19 protein-coding genes and 1 tRNA gene are annotated in these 14,105 nt (G+C 72.1%); 17 read left to right on the top strand and 3 right to left on the bottom strand.

All coding sequences use genetic code 11. The annotated features are described in order from the left end of the window. The first annotated feature begins 66 nt into the window (after positions 1 to 66). The 5 genes from ACEQ2X_RS13690 (at position 67) to ACEQ2X_RS13670 (ending at position 6,137) form a co-directional block, all read left to right on the top strand. Positions 67 to 1,035: an ArsA-related P-loop ATPase gene (locus ACEQ2X_RS13690; RefSeq protein WP_370326375.1), complete on the top strand. Its 969-nt coding sequence runs from the start codon at positions 67 to 69 to the stop codon at positions 1,033 to 1,035. Further along, positions 1,028 to 2,173, top strand: coding sequence for an ArsA family ATPase (locus ACEQ2X_RS13685; protein ID WP_370326374.1), 1,146 nt, complete (start codon positions 1,028 to 1,030; stop codon positions 2,171 to 2,173). The genes ACEQ2X_RS13690 and ACEQ2X_RS13685 overlap by 8 nt, the downstream gene beginning before the upstream one ends. Positions 2,174 to 2,231: 58 nt before the next feature. Continuing rightward, positions 2,232 to 4,904, top strand: a complete 2,673-nt coding sequence (locus tag ACEQ2X_RS13680; RefSeq protein WP_370326373.1) for a transglycosylase domain-containing protein — start codon at positions 2,232 to 2,234, stop codon at positions 4,902 to 4,904. A 7-nt stretch (positions 4,905 to 4,911) separates the two neighbouring features. After that, entirely contained in the window at positions 4,912 to 5,823 is a 912-nt protein-coding gene (locus ACEQ2X_RS13675; RefSeq protein ID WP_370326372.1) for a metallophosphoesterase, read from the top strand. A 240-nt stretch (positions 5,824 to 6,063) separates the two neighbouring features. Continuing rightward, positions 6,064 to 6,137: transfer RNA gene (locus tag ACEQ2X_RS13670), tRNA-Pro, on the top strand. 91 nt (positions 6,138 to 6,228) lie between these two features. Here ACEQ2X_RS13670 and ACEQ2X_RS13665 read toward each other — a convergent pair. Further along, the gene (locus tag ACEQ2X_RS13665) at positions 6,229 to 7,551 is read right to left on the bottom strand and encodes a tyrosine-type recombinase/integrase (protein ID WP_370326371.1); all 1,323 of its coding nucleotides are present in this window, start codon (positions 7,549 to 7,551) and stop codon (positions 6,229 to 6,231) included. A 149-nt stretch (positions 7,552 to 7,700) separates the two neighbouring features. Between ACEQ2X_RS13665 and ACEQ2X_RS13660 the strand changes: the two genes are divergently transcribed. Together ACEQ2X_RS13660 and ACEQ2X_RS13655 are read left to right on the top strand one after the other, a co-directional pair. After that, positions 7,701 to 7,976, top strand: coding sequence for a hypothetical protein (locus tag ACEQ2X_RS13660; RefSeq protein ID WP_370326370.1), 276 nt, complete (start codon positions 7,701 to 7,703; stop codon positions 7,974 to 7,976). Positions 7,977 to 7,988: 12 nt separating this feature from the next. Beyond that, a complete protein-coding gene (locus tag ACEQ2X_RS13655; protein WP_370326369.1) occupies positions 7,989 to 8,201 on the top strand; it encodes a helix-turn-helix domain-containing protein in 213 nt (70 codons plus the stop codon). On the opposite strand, the gene ACEQ2X_RS13650 is transcribed toward ACEQ2X_RS13655, so the two are convergent. Further along, positions 8,180 to 8,896, bottom strand: coding sequence for a hypothetical protein (locus tag ACEQ2X_RS13650; protein ID WP_370326368.1), 717 nt, complete (start codon positions 8,894 to 8,896; stop codon positions 8,180 to 8,182). The two genes, ACEQ2X_RS13655 and ACEQ2X_RS13650, sit on opposite strands and share 22 nt — an antisense overlap. Before the next feature lie 113 nt (positions 8,897 to 9,009). Between ACEQ2X_RS13650 and ACEQ2X_RS13645 the strand changes: the two genes are divergently transcribed. The 5 genes from ACEQ2X_RS13645 to ACEQ2X_RS13625 are packed head-to-tail and all read left to right on the top strand — an operon-like array spanning position 9,010 to position 11,247. After that, positions 9,010 to 9,249, top strand: a complete 240-nt coding sequence (locus ACEQ2X_RS13645; RefSeq protein ID WP_370326367.1) for a helix-turn-helix domain-containing protein — start codon at positions 9,010 to 9,012, stop codon at positions 9,247 to 9,249. Beyond that, positions 9,249 to 9,521, top strand: coding sequence for a helix-turn-helix domain-containing protein (locus tag ACEQ2X_RS13640; protein ID WP_370326471.1), 273 nt, complete (start codon positions 9,249 to 9,251; stop codon positions 9,519 to 9,521). The genes ACEQ2X_RS13645 and ACEQ2X_RS13640 overlap by 1 nt, the downstream gene beginning before the upstream one ends. Next, positions 9,508 to 9,873, top strand: coding sequence for a hypothetical protein (locus tag ACEQ2X_RS13635; protein WP_370326366.1), 366 nt, complete (start codon positions 9,508 to 9,510; stop codon positions 9,871 to 9,873). Before ACEQ2X_RS13640 ends, ACEQ2X_RS13635 begins: the two co-directional genes overlap by 14 nt. After that, positions 9,870 to 10,160: a hypothetical protein gene (locus ACEQ2X_RS13630; RefSeq protein ID WP_370326365.1), complete on the top strand. Its 291-nt coding sequence runs from the start codon at positions 9,870 to 9,872 to the stop codon at positions 10,158 to 10,160. The genes ACEQ2X_RS13635 and ACEQ2X_RS13630 overlap by 4 nt, the downstream gene beginning before the upstream one ends. 46 nt (positions 10,161 to 10,206) lie before the next feature. Beyond that, entirely contained in the window at positions 10,207 to 11,247 is a 1,041-nt protein-coding gene (locus ACEQ2X_RS13625; protein WP_370326364.1) for a hypothetical protein, read from the top strand. 74 nt (positions 11,248 to 11,321) lie between these two features. On the opposite strand, the gene ACEQ2X_RS13620 is transcribed toward ACEQ2X_RS13625, so the two are convergent. Further along, positions 11,322 to 11,501, bottom strand: coding sequence for a hypothetical protein (locus ACEQ2X_RS13620; protein WP_370326363.1), 180 nt, complete (start codon positions 11,499 to 11,501; stop codon positions 11,322 to 11,324). Between the two features lie 305 nt (positions 11,502 to 11,806). On the opposite strand from ACEQ2X_RS13620, the gene ACEQ2X_RS13615 reads away from it, so the two are divergent. From ACEQ2X_RS13615 to ACEQ2X_RS13595, 5 genes are all read left to right on the top strand, one after another. Continuing rightward, positions 11,807 to 12,199, top strand: a complete 393-nt coding sequence (locus tag ACEQ2X_RS13615) for a helix-turn-helix transcriptional regulator (protein WP_370326362.1) — start codon at positions 11,807 to 11,809, stop codon at positions 12,197 to 12,199. Positions 12,200 to 12,311: 112 nt separating this feature from the next. Further along, positions 12,312 to 12,722 (top strand): hypothetical protein, encoded by a 411-nt coding sequence (locus ACEQ2X_RS13610; RefSeq protein WP_370326361.1) that lies wholly within the window; start codon positions 12,312 to 12,314, stop codon positions 12,720 to 12,722. Further along, positions 12,719 to 12,928 carry a hypothetical protein gene (locus ACEQ2X_RS13605; protein WP_370326360.1) on the top strand — a complete coding sequence of 70 codons (210 nt, stop codon included), beginning with the start codon at positions 12,719 to 12,721 and terminating at the stop codon, positions 12,926 to 12,928. The genes ACEQ2X_RS13610 and ACEQ2X_RS13605 overlap by 4 nt, the downstream gene beginning before the upstream one ends. Before the next feature lie 2 nt (positions 12,929 to 12,930). Then, positions 12,931 to 13,638, top strand: coding sequence for a hypothetical protein (locus ACEQ2X_RS13600; RefSeq protein ID WP_370326359.1), 708 nt, complete (start codon positions 12,931 to 12,933; stop codon positions 13,636 to 13,638). A 12-nt stretch (positions 13,639 to 13,650) separates the two neighbouring features. Continuing rightward, positions 13,651 to 14,079 carry a hypothetical protein gene (locus ACEQ2X_RS13595; RefSeq protein ID WP_370326358.1) on the top strand — a complete coding sequence of 143 codons (429 nt, stop codon included), beginning with the start codon at positions 13,651 to 13,653 and terminating at the stop codon, positions 14,077 to 14,079. Positions 14,080 to 14,105 lie beyond the last annotated feature (26 nt).

Here is a 14,105-nt window from a genome sequence, read left to right as displayed (position 1 = left end):
ATGGCCGAATGCGCAGGTGGGGCGGCGGTGCTTGCGCGGTCGCGGCGATGGGGTACCACTGTGGTCGTGGACGCCCTCGACCTGCTCGACCGACGGCTGCTGCTGGTGACCGGGAAGGGCGGCGTCGGCAAGTCGACGGTCGCGGGCGCGCTCGCGGTGGCGGCCGCCCGCGCCGGGCGCCGCACCATCCTGGTGGAGGTCGAGGGGCGCCAGACGTTCTCCTCGCTGTTCGAGACCGCGCCGTGGGACTTCACCGAGCGCGAGTTCCGACCCGGGCTGTTCGGGTTGTCGATCGACCCCGAGGCCTCTCTGACGGAGTACCTGTCGCAGTTCTACGGCGCGCAGCGCCTGACCCGCATCGTCGCGCGGACCCCGGCGGTCGAGTTCGCCACCCAGGCCGCCCCCGGCATCAAGGACGTGCTCCTGATCGGCAAGGTCAAGGAGATGGAGCGCCGCCGCGAGCCGGACGGCCGCTTCGCCTACGACCTGGTCGTGGTGGACGCGCCGCCGACCGGGCGCATCGTGAACTTCCTGGCCGCGCCGGACGCCACCACCGAGCTGGTGAACGTCGGGCCCGTGCGCCAGCAGGCGCAGACGGTGATCGACATGCTGACCGACGACGCCCGCACGGCCCTCATCCTGACGACCCTGCTCGAGGAGATGCCCGTCACCGAGACCGTCGACTCGATCACCGCTCTAGGCGATCTCGGCGTGCCCCTCGGGCCGATCATGGTGAACCGGGTCGCCCGGCCGGCGTGGGATCAGCAGGCGCAGAAGGTGTCGGAGTCGCTGACCGCCGAGGACCTCGCCGCGGTCCTCGGCGCCGACCGCGCCGGGACGGTGGTCGAGGAGCTGCTCGGCCTCGGCGCGGCGCACCGGTCACGGCTCGAGCTGCAGGAGCGGATGCGCGCGCGCCTGGACGAGCAGGCGGCCCTCCCCTCGGTGGAGCTGCCCTTCGTCGCGGACGCGGTCACCGCCCAGGACGTCGTCACCGAGCTCGCGGGGGTCCTCGAGGAGGTCCTGGACCGTGGCTGACGCACCCGTGGCCGAGCCGGACCGCGACGACCGGGACCTCCGCGAGGTCGTGGCCACCCGCCACATCATCGTCTGCACGGGGTCCGGCGGCGTCGGCAAGACCACGACCGCGGCGACCCTCGCCCTGGCGGCCGCCCGTGCGGGCCGGCGCACGATCGTCGTCACGATCGACCCCGCCCGCCGGCTGGCCCAGTCGATGGGCCTCGAGCAGCTCGACAACACCCCTCGCCCGGTGGCGGGCGTCGAGGGGCTCGACGCGATGATGCTCGACATGAAGCGGACCTTCGACGAGGTGATCGACCGCCACGCCGACGACCCCGCCCGCGCCCAGCGGATCAAGTCGAACCGCTTCTACCAGCAGCTGAGCGACACCCTGGCCGGCACCCAGGAGTACATGGCGATGGAGAAGCTCTTCGACCTGCACTCGACCGGCCACTACGACTGCATCGTCGTCGACACCCCGCCGACGCGGAACGCGCTCGACTTCCTCGACGCCCCGCGGCGGCTGACCGACTTCCTCGACGGCCGCTTCCTCAAGATGTTCCTGTCGACGGGGGTCAGCGCCGGCCGCGCCGTCGGGCGGGTGGCCGCCTTCGGCACGAGCCTGTTCATGAAGGCCGCCGGCCGCATCACCGGGGCCGGGGTCCTCGACGACCTCGGGGAGTTCTTCCAGTCCTTCGAGGGCATGTACGAGGGCTTCAAGCACCGCGCCCAGGCGGTCTACCGGCTGCTGTCGAGCGGCGACACGGCGTTCGTGGTGGTCGCGACCGCCGACCCCGGGGCGCTGCGCGAGGCGCGGTACTTCGTGCAGCGCCTGGCCAAGGACGGCATGCCGATGGCCGGCCTGGTCGTGAACCGGGTCGCCGAGCCGATCAGCGATGACCTCCAGGCGCTGGTGGCGGCCACCGAGGACGAGCGGGGCGCGTGGGCCGAGGGGGACGACCAGCAGCGGGCCGTCGCGGGCCTCCTGGCGCTCGCGCGGCGGCAGGCCGACGTCCGGGCGCGCCAGCAGCGGGCGATCCGCAACGGGTTGCACGGCCTGGACGTCGGGGTCCGCCTCGAGGTGCCGCTGATGGCCTCGGACGTGCACGACCTCGACGGCCTGCGGGCGATCGCCGCGCACCTCGTCGCCGCCTGACCGGGCGGGTGGGCACAGGTGAGGCGGCGCAGCGGGCGCCGTATCCTCGACCCGCAGCATGGCCTCACCGTCCCTCCCCGCCCGGCAGCCCAAGGAGCTGCATGTCCTCGTCCGCCTCCTCCTGGCGGTCATCGGCGTCCCGCTGCTGATCATCGGGGCGGGCACGGCGTTCGGCGCGGGCATCGTCCCCGCGGTCGGCCCGGTCGCCGAGTTCACCCACCGGGTGGACTCCGAGGTGCTCAACTTCCCACCCCTCGGCGACATCATCGAGGGGTACCGGGCCGACGAGCGGTCCGTCGTGCTCGACTCCCAGGGCGGCGAGCTCGCGATCCTCCGCGCGGTCAACCGGGTCAACGTCGAGATCGAGGACATCCCGCTGCACGTGCAGAACGCCGTGCTGGCCACCGAGGACCAGGAGTTCCGCAACCACCGCGGGGTGAACTGGCAGGCCATCGCCCGCGCGGCCGCGGGGAACATCCGCGCCGGCGACATCGAGTCGGGCGCGTCGACGATCACCCAGCAGCTGATCAAGAACCTGACGGGCAACGCCGAGACGACGATCGAGCGGAAGCTGCAGGAGGCCGTCTACGCCATCGAGCTCGAGCGGACCGCCACCAAGGACGAGATCCTCGAGATCTACATGAACGAGGCCTACCTGGCCAACGGCGTGTACGGCTTCGGGACGGCGGCGGAGTACTACTTCTCGAAGGACATCACCGACCTGACCGTCGGCGAGGCGGCGATGCTCGCCGGGATGCTGCGGGCGCCCAACGCGAACGACCCCCTCAACAACCCCCGCAACGCCCTCGACCGGCGCAACATCGTCGTCCAGCAGATGGTCGACGCTGACTTCATCACCGCCGCGGAGGCCGCGGAGATCCTGGTGGACGCGCCCGACACCGCGTCCGACGACCAGGTCCGCGACCTGCTCGGGTTGCGCATCAACGCGATCGAGTCGCCCGACGAGCCGTTCTTCGTCAGCTACATCCGCACGTTGCTGCGCGACATCCCCGAGCTCGGCGTCGACGCAGAGGCGCGGGAGAACTTCGTCCTGCGCGGCGGGTTGACGATCGAGACGACGGTCAACCCCGACATGCAGGACATCGCACAGGACGCGATCACCGACGTCCTGAGCGACCCCGACGGGCCGCAGTCCGCCCTGACCTCGATCGATCCGCGCACCGGGGAGATCCTCGCCATCGGGTTCGGGCCGAAGGAGTTCGGCTCCGGCCCCGGCCAGACCGAGGTGCTGCCGGCCGTGCCCGGCGTCGGCTCGTCCTTCGGCCGCCAGCCGGGATCGTCGTTCAAGGCCTTCGAGATCGTCGCCGCGCTGGAGGCCGGCGTGACCCCGGCCTACACCGTCGACACCCCCTCGCCCTACACCCCCCGCGGTGCCTGCGCCAACTCCGGGTGGCGGCCGGGCAACTACTCCGACGGCTCGGGCGGGACCATGAACATGGTCCGCGCGACCGCGGTGTCCTCCAACGTGTACTTCGCCCACCTGGTCGACGAGTTCACCGGCCCCGAGGGCCTGGCCGACACCGCCACCCGGATGGGCATCGTGAACACCGACCTCTTCAACCCGCCGGGACCGGCGGAGTCGCCGGTCTGCTCGACGGTGCTCGGTGCGACCGAGGTCTACCCGCTCGACATGGCGTCGGGGTTCGGGACGATGGCGAACGGCGGCATCCTCTGCGAGCCGTACGCGATCACCCGCATCCTGAACGCCGACGGCGAGGTCATCTACGAGGGCGGCGGCGACTGCCACCAGGCGATCCAGCCGGACCACGCGGCAGCCGCGACCTCGCTGCTCCGCGGGCCGATCGAGAACGGCACGGCCAGCCGCAACGGCCAGATCGGACGCCCGGCCGCGGGCAAGACCGGGACCACGCAGGACTGGCGCGACGCGTGGTTCGTCGGGTACATCCCGCAGATGTCGACCGCCGTGTGGGTGGGGAACGAGACCCCCTCGACGATGGTGGACAACCGCTGCGGCCGGGTGACCGGCGGGTGCCTGCCCACCATGATCTGGCGGAACTTCATGACCGCGGCGATCGAGTACCGCCAGCTCGAGGTGGCGGACTTCCCGCCGCCACCCCGGCTGCCCTCGGACACCGTCCCCTCGGTGGTGGGCATGACCGAGGAGCAGGCGACCGCGACGCTCGCCGAGGCGGAGTACTCGGCGGAGAGCGTGTCGGTGCCCGACTACCGGCCGGCCGGGACGGTGGTCGCCCAGAGCCCGGCAGGTGGGTCGGAGGCGCCCAAGGGCACGTTGGTCGTCCTCGACGTGTCCGACGGCACCGGCGAGCCGCCGGAGGTGCCCGACGTGATCGGGCTGAGCGCCGAGGAGGCCCAGCAGATCATCCAGAACGACGGGCTCGACGTCACGGTCGTGGAGGTGCCCGTCGACGACCCGGACTCCTACGGCGTGGTGATCTCCGCGAGCTTCGACCCGGAGACGGGCACCGTGACCCTCGAGGTCGGGCGCGAGCGGACCCCGGACGACCCGACGCCGACCGCGTCGCCGAGCCCGTCTGACGAGCCCGACGACGACGGCACACCCGACCCGGCCGAGAGCCCGACCCCCGGCGCGCCCACCGCGCCGCCCGACGACGGCGACCCGACCGAGGAGCCGCCGGACGACGACGACGGCCCCGGCCCCGGCCAGGGCCCGCCACCCACCCCGGCGGCGGGCGAGCCGCCCGAACCGCAGCAGCGGCCTGACGGGTAGGCCGCTGATGACCTCCGCCGGGCGCCGTGCCGGCAGGGCGGCCGGCGGGGTGGTCGCCGCGAGCGGGCTGGCCGTCGCGTACGCCGTCGGCATCGAGCGTCGCTGGTACGCGACGCGCCACGAGGTGCTCGACGTGCTGCGCCGCCCCGGGCGGCTGCGCGTGATGGTCTTCGCGGACCTGCACCTGGCCCCCGGGCAGGGACACCGGTTGGCCTACTTGCGGCGCGCGGCGGAGGAGTGGCAGCCCGACGTCATCGTCAGCGCGGGCGACAACCTCGAGTCCGGCGAGGTCATCGACGACGTCGTCGCGCTGCACCGCGACGTGCTCGCGTCGACGGGGGCGGTCGGGCTGGCGGTGCTGGGCGCCCACGACCGCTACGGGCCGACGCGGGGCAACCCGGCGACGTACCTGCTGGGGCCGAGCAGCGGACCGCGGGGTCAGCGGCTGGACACCGACCGGCTGGTGGAGGGGCTGTCGGCCGGGGGGTGGCAGGTGCTCGAGAACGCGGGGACGGTCGTCGACACCCCGGCGGGGGCGGTGCAGGTCGTCGGCGTGGGGGACCCGCACATCGACGCCGACGATCTCGGGGTGGTCCCGGCGGCCGATCCGGGCGCCGTGCTCCGGCTGGGCCTGGTGCACGCGCCGTACCTGCGCGCGCTGCACGCCTTCGACGCCTCCGGGTTCGACCTCGCCCTGTCGGGGCACACGCACGGCGGCCAACTGGCCGTGCCGTGGTGGGGCGCGCTGGTGAGCAACTGCGACCTGCCCCCCTCCCAGGCGAGGGGGACCTCGAGGATCGGGGTGGACCTGCGCCTGCACGTCTCCGCCGGCCTCGGCCACAGCATCTACTTCCCGTTCCGCTTCGCCTGCCGCCCCGAGCTGAGCGTCCTCGACCTGGTGGGGGCACCGGGGGTCTGAGGGTCGCCGAGGGCGGGTGTGGGTCGCGCGCGTCCCGCTCGAGGACCCCGCCATCCACCCACGGGCGAAGGACACTGGACTCACCCGCCTCGAGGACCCCGCCATCCACCCACGGGCGAACAACGGTGCGGGTGCCGGGCCGCCGACTGCCGTGGACCCCGCTGTCGCGCAGATCGAGTTGGGCACATCCTCGGCGGGGCGGTTATCCTCGTCGTTCGCACACGGCCCAGGCCGTGGCACCGGGATGTAGCGCAGTTTGGCAGCGCGCCACGTTCGGGACGTGGAGGTCCAGGGTTCAAATCCCTGCATCCCGACTTAAGCCCCGAGCCCCTGACCTGCGAAAACTTGTCGCAGAGCGGGGACTCGGGGCGGTTCATGTCACCATCCTGTAGCCGAGTGAGGCTCTCACCGTTCTGCGTTGCCCTCGACGGTGCCATCCTCGAGTTCGTCGCCGGCGTCACGGCGGCGCTTCGCCTCCTTGAAGTCGAGCACCGTCCCGTCGCCGTGGTAGAGGTCGGCGATGTCCTGGGCGAGCTTCCGGTCCTTGTCGGGGAGCGCGTGAGCGTACTTGTCCAGGGTGAAGGAGATCGTCGCGTGGCCGAGGCGGTCGGACAGCTGCTTCATGTCGGCCATCGAGGTGGCGGCCTCGAGCGCCAGGGTGGCGTAGGTGTGTCGCACGTCGTGGACGCTGATCTTGCGGATGCCATTGGCTTCGCAGATGTCCGTCAACCACTTCAGCCACCGCTCGGGCGCAACCTGTGTTCCATCCGCGTGGGTGAAGACCACGTCGGGAAGGGCCTGGCCGAAGTCGTCGGCGTTGTGCACCTGCCATGCGGGACCGGCCGCCAGTCGCATGGCGGCCTGCCGGATGTGCCACACCTTCAGCGCCTGCACCGTCATGGAGTCGAGCGCGATCGTCCGGCCACCGCCTCTGGTCTTGGGACCCTTCCAGATCCTGCCTCCCTTGCCGCGGGTCAAGGTCCACCGGACCCTGATCTCTTCGCGGTCCAGGTCGACGCACGGCCAGGTGAGGCCGCTCAACTCACCGCGCCGGATGCCCGTGGAGATCAGCAGCATGAACGCGCCGGCGTACTCGTGGTCCCTGACCGCAGCCAGAAAGGCACGGAGCTCAGGGAGGCTCCAGCTGGTGATGGGCGTCTTGGGCACCTTCGGCATCATGACGGTGTCGCAAGGGTTCCGGCCGATCAGTTCCCAGCGGACGGCATCCTCGAGCGACCGGTGCAGTACGCCGAACACGTTGTGCATGGTCTTGGGTGACAGGCCCCGGTCCTGCATCCCGCGGAGCATGTCCTCGACCTGGCGGCCGCGCAGCTGCTGGAGCAGCGCGCCACCTAGAGCAGGGACGAGGTGGATCCGGACCGCCCGCTCGTAGGCCCAGTAGGAGGTGACGGCCACCTCGCCGCCTTGGGGTTCGGGTGCGTCGGTTAGGGGGTCGATCTCTCGCGTCACCACCGCCTCTTCGGCCTGTCGGAGCAGCGCGGGCTTCTTGTAGGGCAGCCAGTGCTGTTGGAGGTACGTGGCGACCGTGGTCTTCGTCGGGTCGACGAATCGTCCCCCTATCAGCTCGGCCTTCCACAGCACCAGCGCCTCGCCGGCTTCCTTGACGGTGCGGAAGCCGTGGCGGTACCGGCGGAGGCGCTTGCCGTTGGCGTCGCGGCCCAACTCGATGGAGATCGTGTAGGTCTTGCCGCGCTTGTAGATGCTCATGGTCGTGGTTCACCTGTCTGCCTGAGGGCCTTCAGCAGAAGCCCTGTGGTAACCACGTTACCACATGTGGTAACGTGGTTACCATGACGACTCATGCAGGTGCTCCCGGCGAGGAACGGAGCCAGGCGACGGCTTCTAGGCTCGATGGCATGACGCTGCCTCCTGCGCTGGCCGAGGAGCTCGAAAGCCACGCCTCCCACGCTGCCCAGCTGGCGGCTATCGCCGACCGTGCCGTCGAGACACGCGATCGTTGGATCGTCTACGCCCACCGAGTCGGCGGCAGCTTCCGGGAGATCGGCCGTGCTGTCGGCCTCAGCCACGTCGCGGTCCGCAAGATCGTGCTCAAGGGCCAGGACGACCCCTGGTTCCCGGACAACGAACTGATGATGGACCCCGAGGTCCGCTTCGACGAGCCACTCTCGTAGATGGGCACGATCATGTCGACCGAACCTCTCTCCCTGGCCGCGGCCCCCGACGTCCTCACCGTCGAGGAGGTCGCCCTGGTCCTGCGCGTCTCCCCCGGCGTCGTCTACAGAATGATCCACCGCGGCGAGCTGCCCAACCGGCGCGCCGGACGACGGATCCTGATCCCCCGCGTCCCCCTGCAGGGCTGGTTGCACGCCGCCGATCACGAAGACGCTCGACCCTGAGTGGTTGCTGGAAGGTGCCCGCGGTCGCGGGCGCCTCGAATCCACTTCGACGCCGTCGACTCCGAACAGGATCCCCACGCCGCCACCTGGCGGCGGGGTGGCACGCCGACCTTCACAGCCTCGAGGTACACCTGGGCAACCTCCCGGTAGTGGTCATCGCCCAAGGCGACGCCGCGGGCTGTCCGCGGACCTTCCGCGACGTAGGTGGCCAGCAGGTCCGGAGTCGCGAAGAAGGCGTGCACCATCTCCCCGTCGATCTTCTCGGCGGTGTGGGTCGCCGCCTCGATGGCCAGCTTCACGACCCTGCTCACCGGGACTCGGCGGAGGCCCTCAGACGAGATCGGCCCACCGTCGTCGTACACCTCGTCTTCGGAAGACGCCACGGGCGCGTGGTGGATGGTGCGCGGCCGCACGCTGAGGGCCGTGCACTCCACCTCGGATCCGTCCCATGAGAGTTCAACGTTGACGGCGTACGGGATCGCAGGGTCGACGACGGCCGCGGTGAAGAACCGGGGCAGGAAGGTCGTCGACTCCTGGTGGGGGTAGGCCTCCACGCCCCACTCCTTCCGATAGCGGATCCCCAGTTCGACGCCGCCCGGGAGCGCGTAGTGGAGCTGCACGTGGGTGTAGCCGTCCCTGTGCTCCTCGCGGTGCGTGAACTCGGGGACGCTGCGCTGGGACTGAAACCGGGCCATACAGTGACCATACGCACATAGGTAATGCTGCGTCAATTACATTGCCTGCCGGACAGAAGAACGGCAATGTTGGGACGTTGGCACTGCGGTGACATGGCCTTACCGTGCACTTCATGACACCCCGAACGGCGCTGATGAAGCGCACCCGAGCACGTCAGTCCCTTCCGCCTCCTGCGGAGTGCCGGCGGATCCGTGAGGCCGCCGGCGCGTCCATCGCCGAGATCGCCCGAGCCATCCAGGTGACGCCGCAAGCTGTGTGGGCCTGGGAGACCGGAAAGACCCAGCCCAACGCCACGAACCTGGTCGCCTACGTCGACCTACTGGCAGACCTCCGGGAGGTGACCGCGGCGTGATGACGCTGACCGATCTCCGCGGACGCGCCACCATCACCGTGCCCGAGGCCGCCGAACTCCTCGGCGTCGGCCGCAACAGCGCCTACGACGCCGCCCGCGCCGGCGACATCCCGACCCTCCGAATCGGCCGCCGGCTCGTCGTTCCGACCCATCGGCTGCTGCACCTGCTGGGTGTCCCCGTCCATGACGACGCCCCCGCCGCTGGTACCGGCGAGGGCGAGAAGTCGTCTACTCACCTGGCCGGCGAGGAGGGTCGACATGCGCCAGCGTAGCGCTGACACCGCGTCCGTTGAAGTGTCTGCCGCTGCGGTCCGTGACGAGCGGGCGGCCGACGCCCTAGCGGCCCTGTCCGTTCCGGATCGAGCGCAACTCCTCGAGCTCGGCCGCCAGTTGGCCCGAACCCGGCGGACGCCCTGGACCGCTGACGACCTTCGCGAGGTCGCGCTCGAGGCGGGTCTCGACATGGACCAGCCGACGCTGTCCGGCGGCCCGTGGGCCATGGGCGGGGTGTTCCTCACTCTCAAGTGCGAGGGCACCATCCGCCCTGTCGGCTACACCGTGAGCCGACGCCCTGCGAGGCGCGGAGTCTGCCGGCTCTGGATCGGCCGGGAGGTGCAGCCGTGACGCGGCTGATCGACACCGCCGGCCTGCCCGCCCTCACCGCCGCCCGCCGGGCCGGTCAGGACGTCGCGGCCGCGTTCCCGGACCGGATCGAGATGGGCGACCGCGCCCGCCGGTTCCTCCAGACGCTGCCCGACCCCGCCACGCCCCGGCCGGCGCCCGGCGTCGGCACCGACCAGGCCGACGACGTCCGGGCCGCGTGGCTGACGCACCTGGCCAAGCTCCGCACCGCCTACAGCAGCGGCTACGCCGACGGTCGCCAGCACTGGGCCCAGCCCGCCGCGGCGTGACCGCTGACACCCCGATGCCACCGCCGAGTTCGTGGCCGAGGCCCGCATGACCCCACCGCGTGACTCCTACGCCGAGGTGGGCGCCGCCATGCGCACCGTGATGGCCACGGCCGCATCCCGGACCCTGCCCCCACGGCAGTACCGGGTGCTGCTCGCGATCCTGCACGAGACCGCGACCTGGTCCCGGCTCACCGACACCGTCTCCCAGGCCCGCCTCGGCCAGCTCACCGGCATCGACCGTCGCGACCTCCGACGCGCCCTCCACGACCTCGCCGACGCCGGCCTGATCAGCTACCAGCCCGGCCACTCCCGCCGTGGCCACCGCCGGGTCCGCTCCATCGTGGGCCTCCCCCCACAGGGGGGCGACACCACCCCCCTGTCACCAGCCGGACAGGGGGGCGACCTGACCCCTCTGTCTGACCCCGGACAGGGGGGCGACACGACCCCCCTGTCGCTCCAGGGGGGCGGCCTGGCCCCCCGGGCAGACGCCCGGGGGGTCGCACAGCCACCGACCGGGGGGTGCCCCCACCCCCCGGAACCGGGGGGTACCCCTACCCCCCCACCCGAGGAGTACCGAGAAGACCCTCGAGAAGACCATCGCGCCGACGGCGCGGACGACGACGACCGCCAGGACGTCGCCGACCAGGACCCCGCCGGCGGCGACGAGCTGCCGATGCGGAACCGGACCGGGCAGACCTACAGCCGAACCCTCGCCGAGTGGGCGATCCGCCACGACCACGAGCCGCCCGACACCGAGAACCGCTCCGACGTCGCCCGCTGGCTGATCGGCGTCCTCCACCGAGAGCTCCCCGCCGACACCCCCGAGCAGCAGCGCCGCGGCCGCAACCGCGCCGGCGTCGTCATCGGCGACTACCTCGAGTACGTCACCGACCAGCCCATGCCGTCCGAGGGCTGGGCGCTCCTTGGCCGCCACGTCAAGGAAGCCGGCTCGATCGCCACGCTCGAGTCGATCCGCGTCGCCGTCGAGTCCGGCGCCGGTCTCACCCCACCCCACAACGCCGACCCGCTCAGCCTCTTCCACTACGCCACGAAGGTCCGCAACAACCCGAAGGAGCGCACCACATGACCACCGAACCGGCGGTCACCACGGACGCCCCGACGCCCTCAGGGCATGAAACCCATGACCGGTCAGCGGCACGCCTACTCCCGGTCCGACGCGCCCGGCTCGCCATCCAGAGTGTTGGCCTCGCGCAGCAGGCTCAGCAGGAACTCCCGGTTGTCATACAGGGCCCGGCCGAGTGCGTCCTTCACCGCCCCGCGGATCAGCAGGTACTCCACGATCAGCCCCAGGGCGACGGCGAACAGCCAGAGGATCGACATGCCGAGGTCCTTCCTCACGACGCTTCCGATCGCCCGGATCACACCACGGCACCGCGACCGGCCGTGTGCACTTGCGGCCACACCATCGTCGAGCACGACTGGATCGCCGCTCTCGGACAGCCGTGCGCGGCCTGGCGCTGCTGGTGCCGCCAGTTCACCGACTCCACACCCGCGCCCGCCGAGAGGGGTGGGGGGACCCCCCTCCGGGGGGAGGGGTCGTATGCCGCCGGGGTGGGAGTGGAGATGCGCGTACAGGTTCCGACATCCCGCCCCGCTGCTGTGGTTCCTGGCCGGGCAGGTGCGTCGTGAGCCGCCTGGACCTCGAGCTCCTCGCCGGCCAGCACGCCCCCGCGCTGGCGGCCCACCTGATCGCGGCGATCACCGCCTACCGGCGCCGGCTGGTCGACGCGGGGCTGCCGGATCCGGCCGGTCTGGCCGACGTGATCGGTCAACTGCGGTCATCTGCTGCCAGGAGCGGTCAAGTTCCGGCGCTGCCGCCGCCGGCGGTGCACGGTGCCGGTGTGACCACACTGCTGACCTACGCGGACGCCGAGGCGCGGACCGGCTTGTCGGAGTCGACGCTGCGCCGCCGGGTTCGGGACGGGTCGCTGCCGGCGGTCCGGCTCGGCGGGGCGGTTCGCTTCGACCCTGCCGATCTGGACGCCGCGATCGAGCGGGCGAAGGGGACCGCGGCATGACCACCACCACTCCGCTGGACGCGTACCTCGAGGCCGTCGGGCTGTCCCGCGCCGATCTGGACCTGGTCGTCCTCGCCCGCCTCGAGCAGGACCTCAGCCGAGAGGTGCCCGCATGACCGTTGACCCGTACGCCCCCAACCCCTACGCCGCGCTGTTGGCCCGCCTGCATCCCGAGCGGTACGCCGAGGTGGCCGCCGTGGCGCCGCCGCCGCGGCTGTTCGAGGGCGGCCGGGCGGACCTGCCGGCCACGACGGCGTCCGGGGTGGACCCGCAGGTGCTGATGCGGCTGCCGTTCGGTCTGCGGCACGCCGCCGCGGCCGAGCCCGACCGGGCGAAGGTGTTCGAGCTGGTCGAGCTGTACGCCGACGTGCCCGACGCCCAGATCGACCATCCGCGGCTCGGCGAGGCCTGGCAGCGGATGCAGCGGTGGCTGCACGAGACCGACACCGACCCGCGCAGCTTCGAGCAGCGCCAGGCCGACGACGACGCCGAGTTCGCCAGCTACTACCCGGAGGCTTCATGACCACCGACGCGCCCGCCCGCCCGACGTACCGCGTGACCGCCGCCTACGTGCAGGTGTCCCGTGCCAGCCAGCCACGCTGGCAGGCCAACCCGGCCGCCTCGCCACCCATGACGGGGTTCCGTCGCGGTGACGTGCTGCCCGCTGACGTCACCGAGGAGTGCATCGCACACCTGCTCGACGGCAACATGATCGCCGAGGTGAGCTGACCGTGGCCGCCGCAACCACAACCCGCACCGCTGAGGACCGGCTGGCGGACCTCGAGGCCGAGCTCGCCGACCTGCCCGCCGCCACGACGGAGGCCCGCCGGGTCGGTGACGCCGCGGAGTGGATGCGGCTGCTGACCCGGGCCGATGAGCTGCCCGGCGAGGTGACCGCGGCACGCGTCGACGTGCTCGCTGGCGACCTCGCGGCGGCCTGGGCGGCCGTCGACGAGGCAGCCGCCGTCGAGGCTGAGGCGCGGGCGGTGTACGAGCCGCTCCGTGACGACCCCGACTGCACGCCCCTCGCCGGCCGCATCCCACCGTCGCTGTCGCGCATCGAGGCGGCGGAGATCGAGCTGGCGTACGCCACGGCGGTCACCGCCCGGGATCGGGCGCACGAGACGCTGAAGGCGGCCAGCTTCGCGCACGACCGTGCCCTGGCCGAGGTCGACGCGATCGAGGCGGCCCTGGTCCAGCTCGGCGCCGATCCGGCGGACCACGGGTCCCGTCCCGCCCCGCCGCCGCTCGCCTCCCAGGCACGGGTCTCTGCCATCGGCGCGGTACCCAAGTACGACCCGACGGTGGCCGGACGGTTCATCGCCGCCCGCTCAGAGACGTGGACCGATCGGTTGACCCTGCCCGCAGGGACCGTGCCGCCCCGCTGGCTCGCCCGTCACCTCACCCACCCGTCCTTCGGCCAGCACGTGCCCGCCTGAGAGGACCTGACCGTGCCCGCCACACCGCACCCGTTCCACGTCTTCGCCGCCGCCTGTCGGATGGCGGACGAGACCAGGACCCGCCGGCCCGACCCGGCCGCCTTCGGGCTGCCCGCCGGCACCCGGCCGGAGTACCCGCCGGCTGACGCGCCCCCGCCGTCGCCGGCCGACGACGGGATGCACCCGGTGGTCGCCAAGATCGCCGGCTGGCACCTCGTCGACCCGACCGACGCCGCCGCCCATCTCGACGTGGCCTCCTACGTCAACGAGTACGGCACCGTCGACGCCGCCGCACAGGCGCGGTTGCGTGACGACCTGGTCGCCCTCACCACCCAGCGGCCCCACCTCGCCCCCGCGCCGGTGCCGGTCGACCAGCAGGTCAGCGACGCCGCCGCCCGGATGCGTGAGGCCGTCGGCCTCCCCCACCACCCGGCCGCCTGACCCCCATGGCCACCATCGCCCTCCAG

It is taken from the genome of Euzebya sp. (assembly GCF_964222135.1).
In the GTDB taxonomy this organism is placed as follows: Bacteria; Actinomycetota; Nitriliruptoria; order Euzebyales; family Euzebyaceae; genus Euzebya.
The sequence above is the reverse complement of the archived record's forward strand: the minus strand, read 5'-3'. Positions and strand labels throughout refer to the sequence as shown.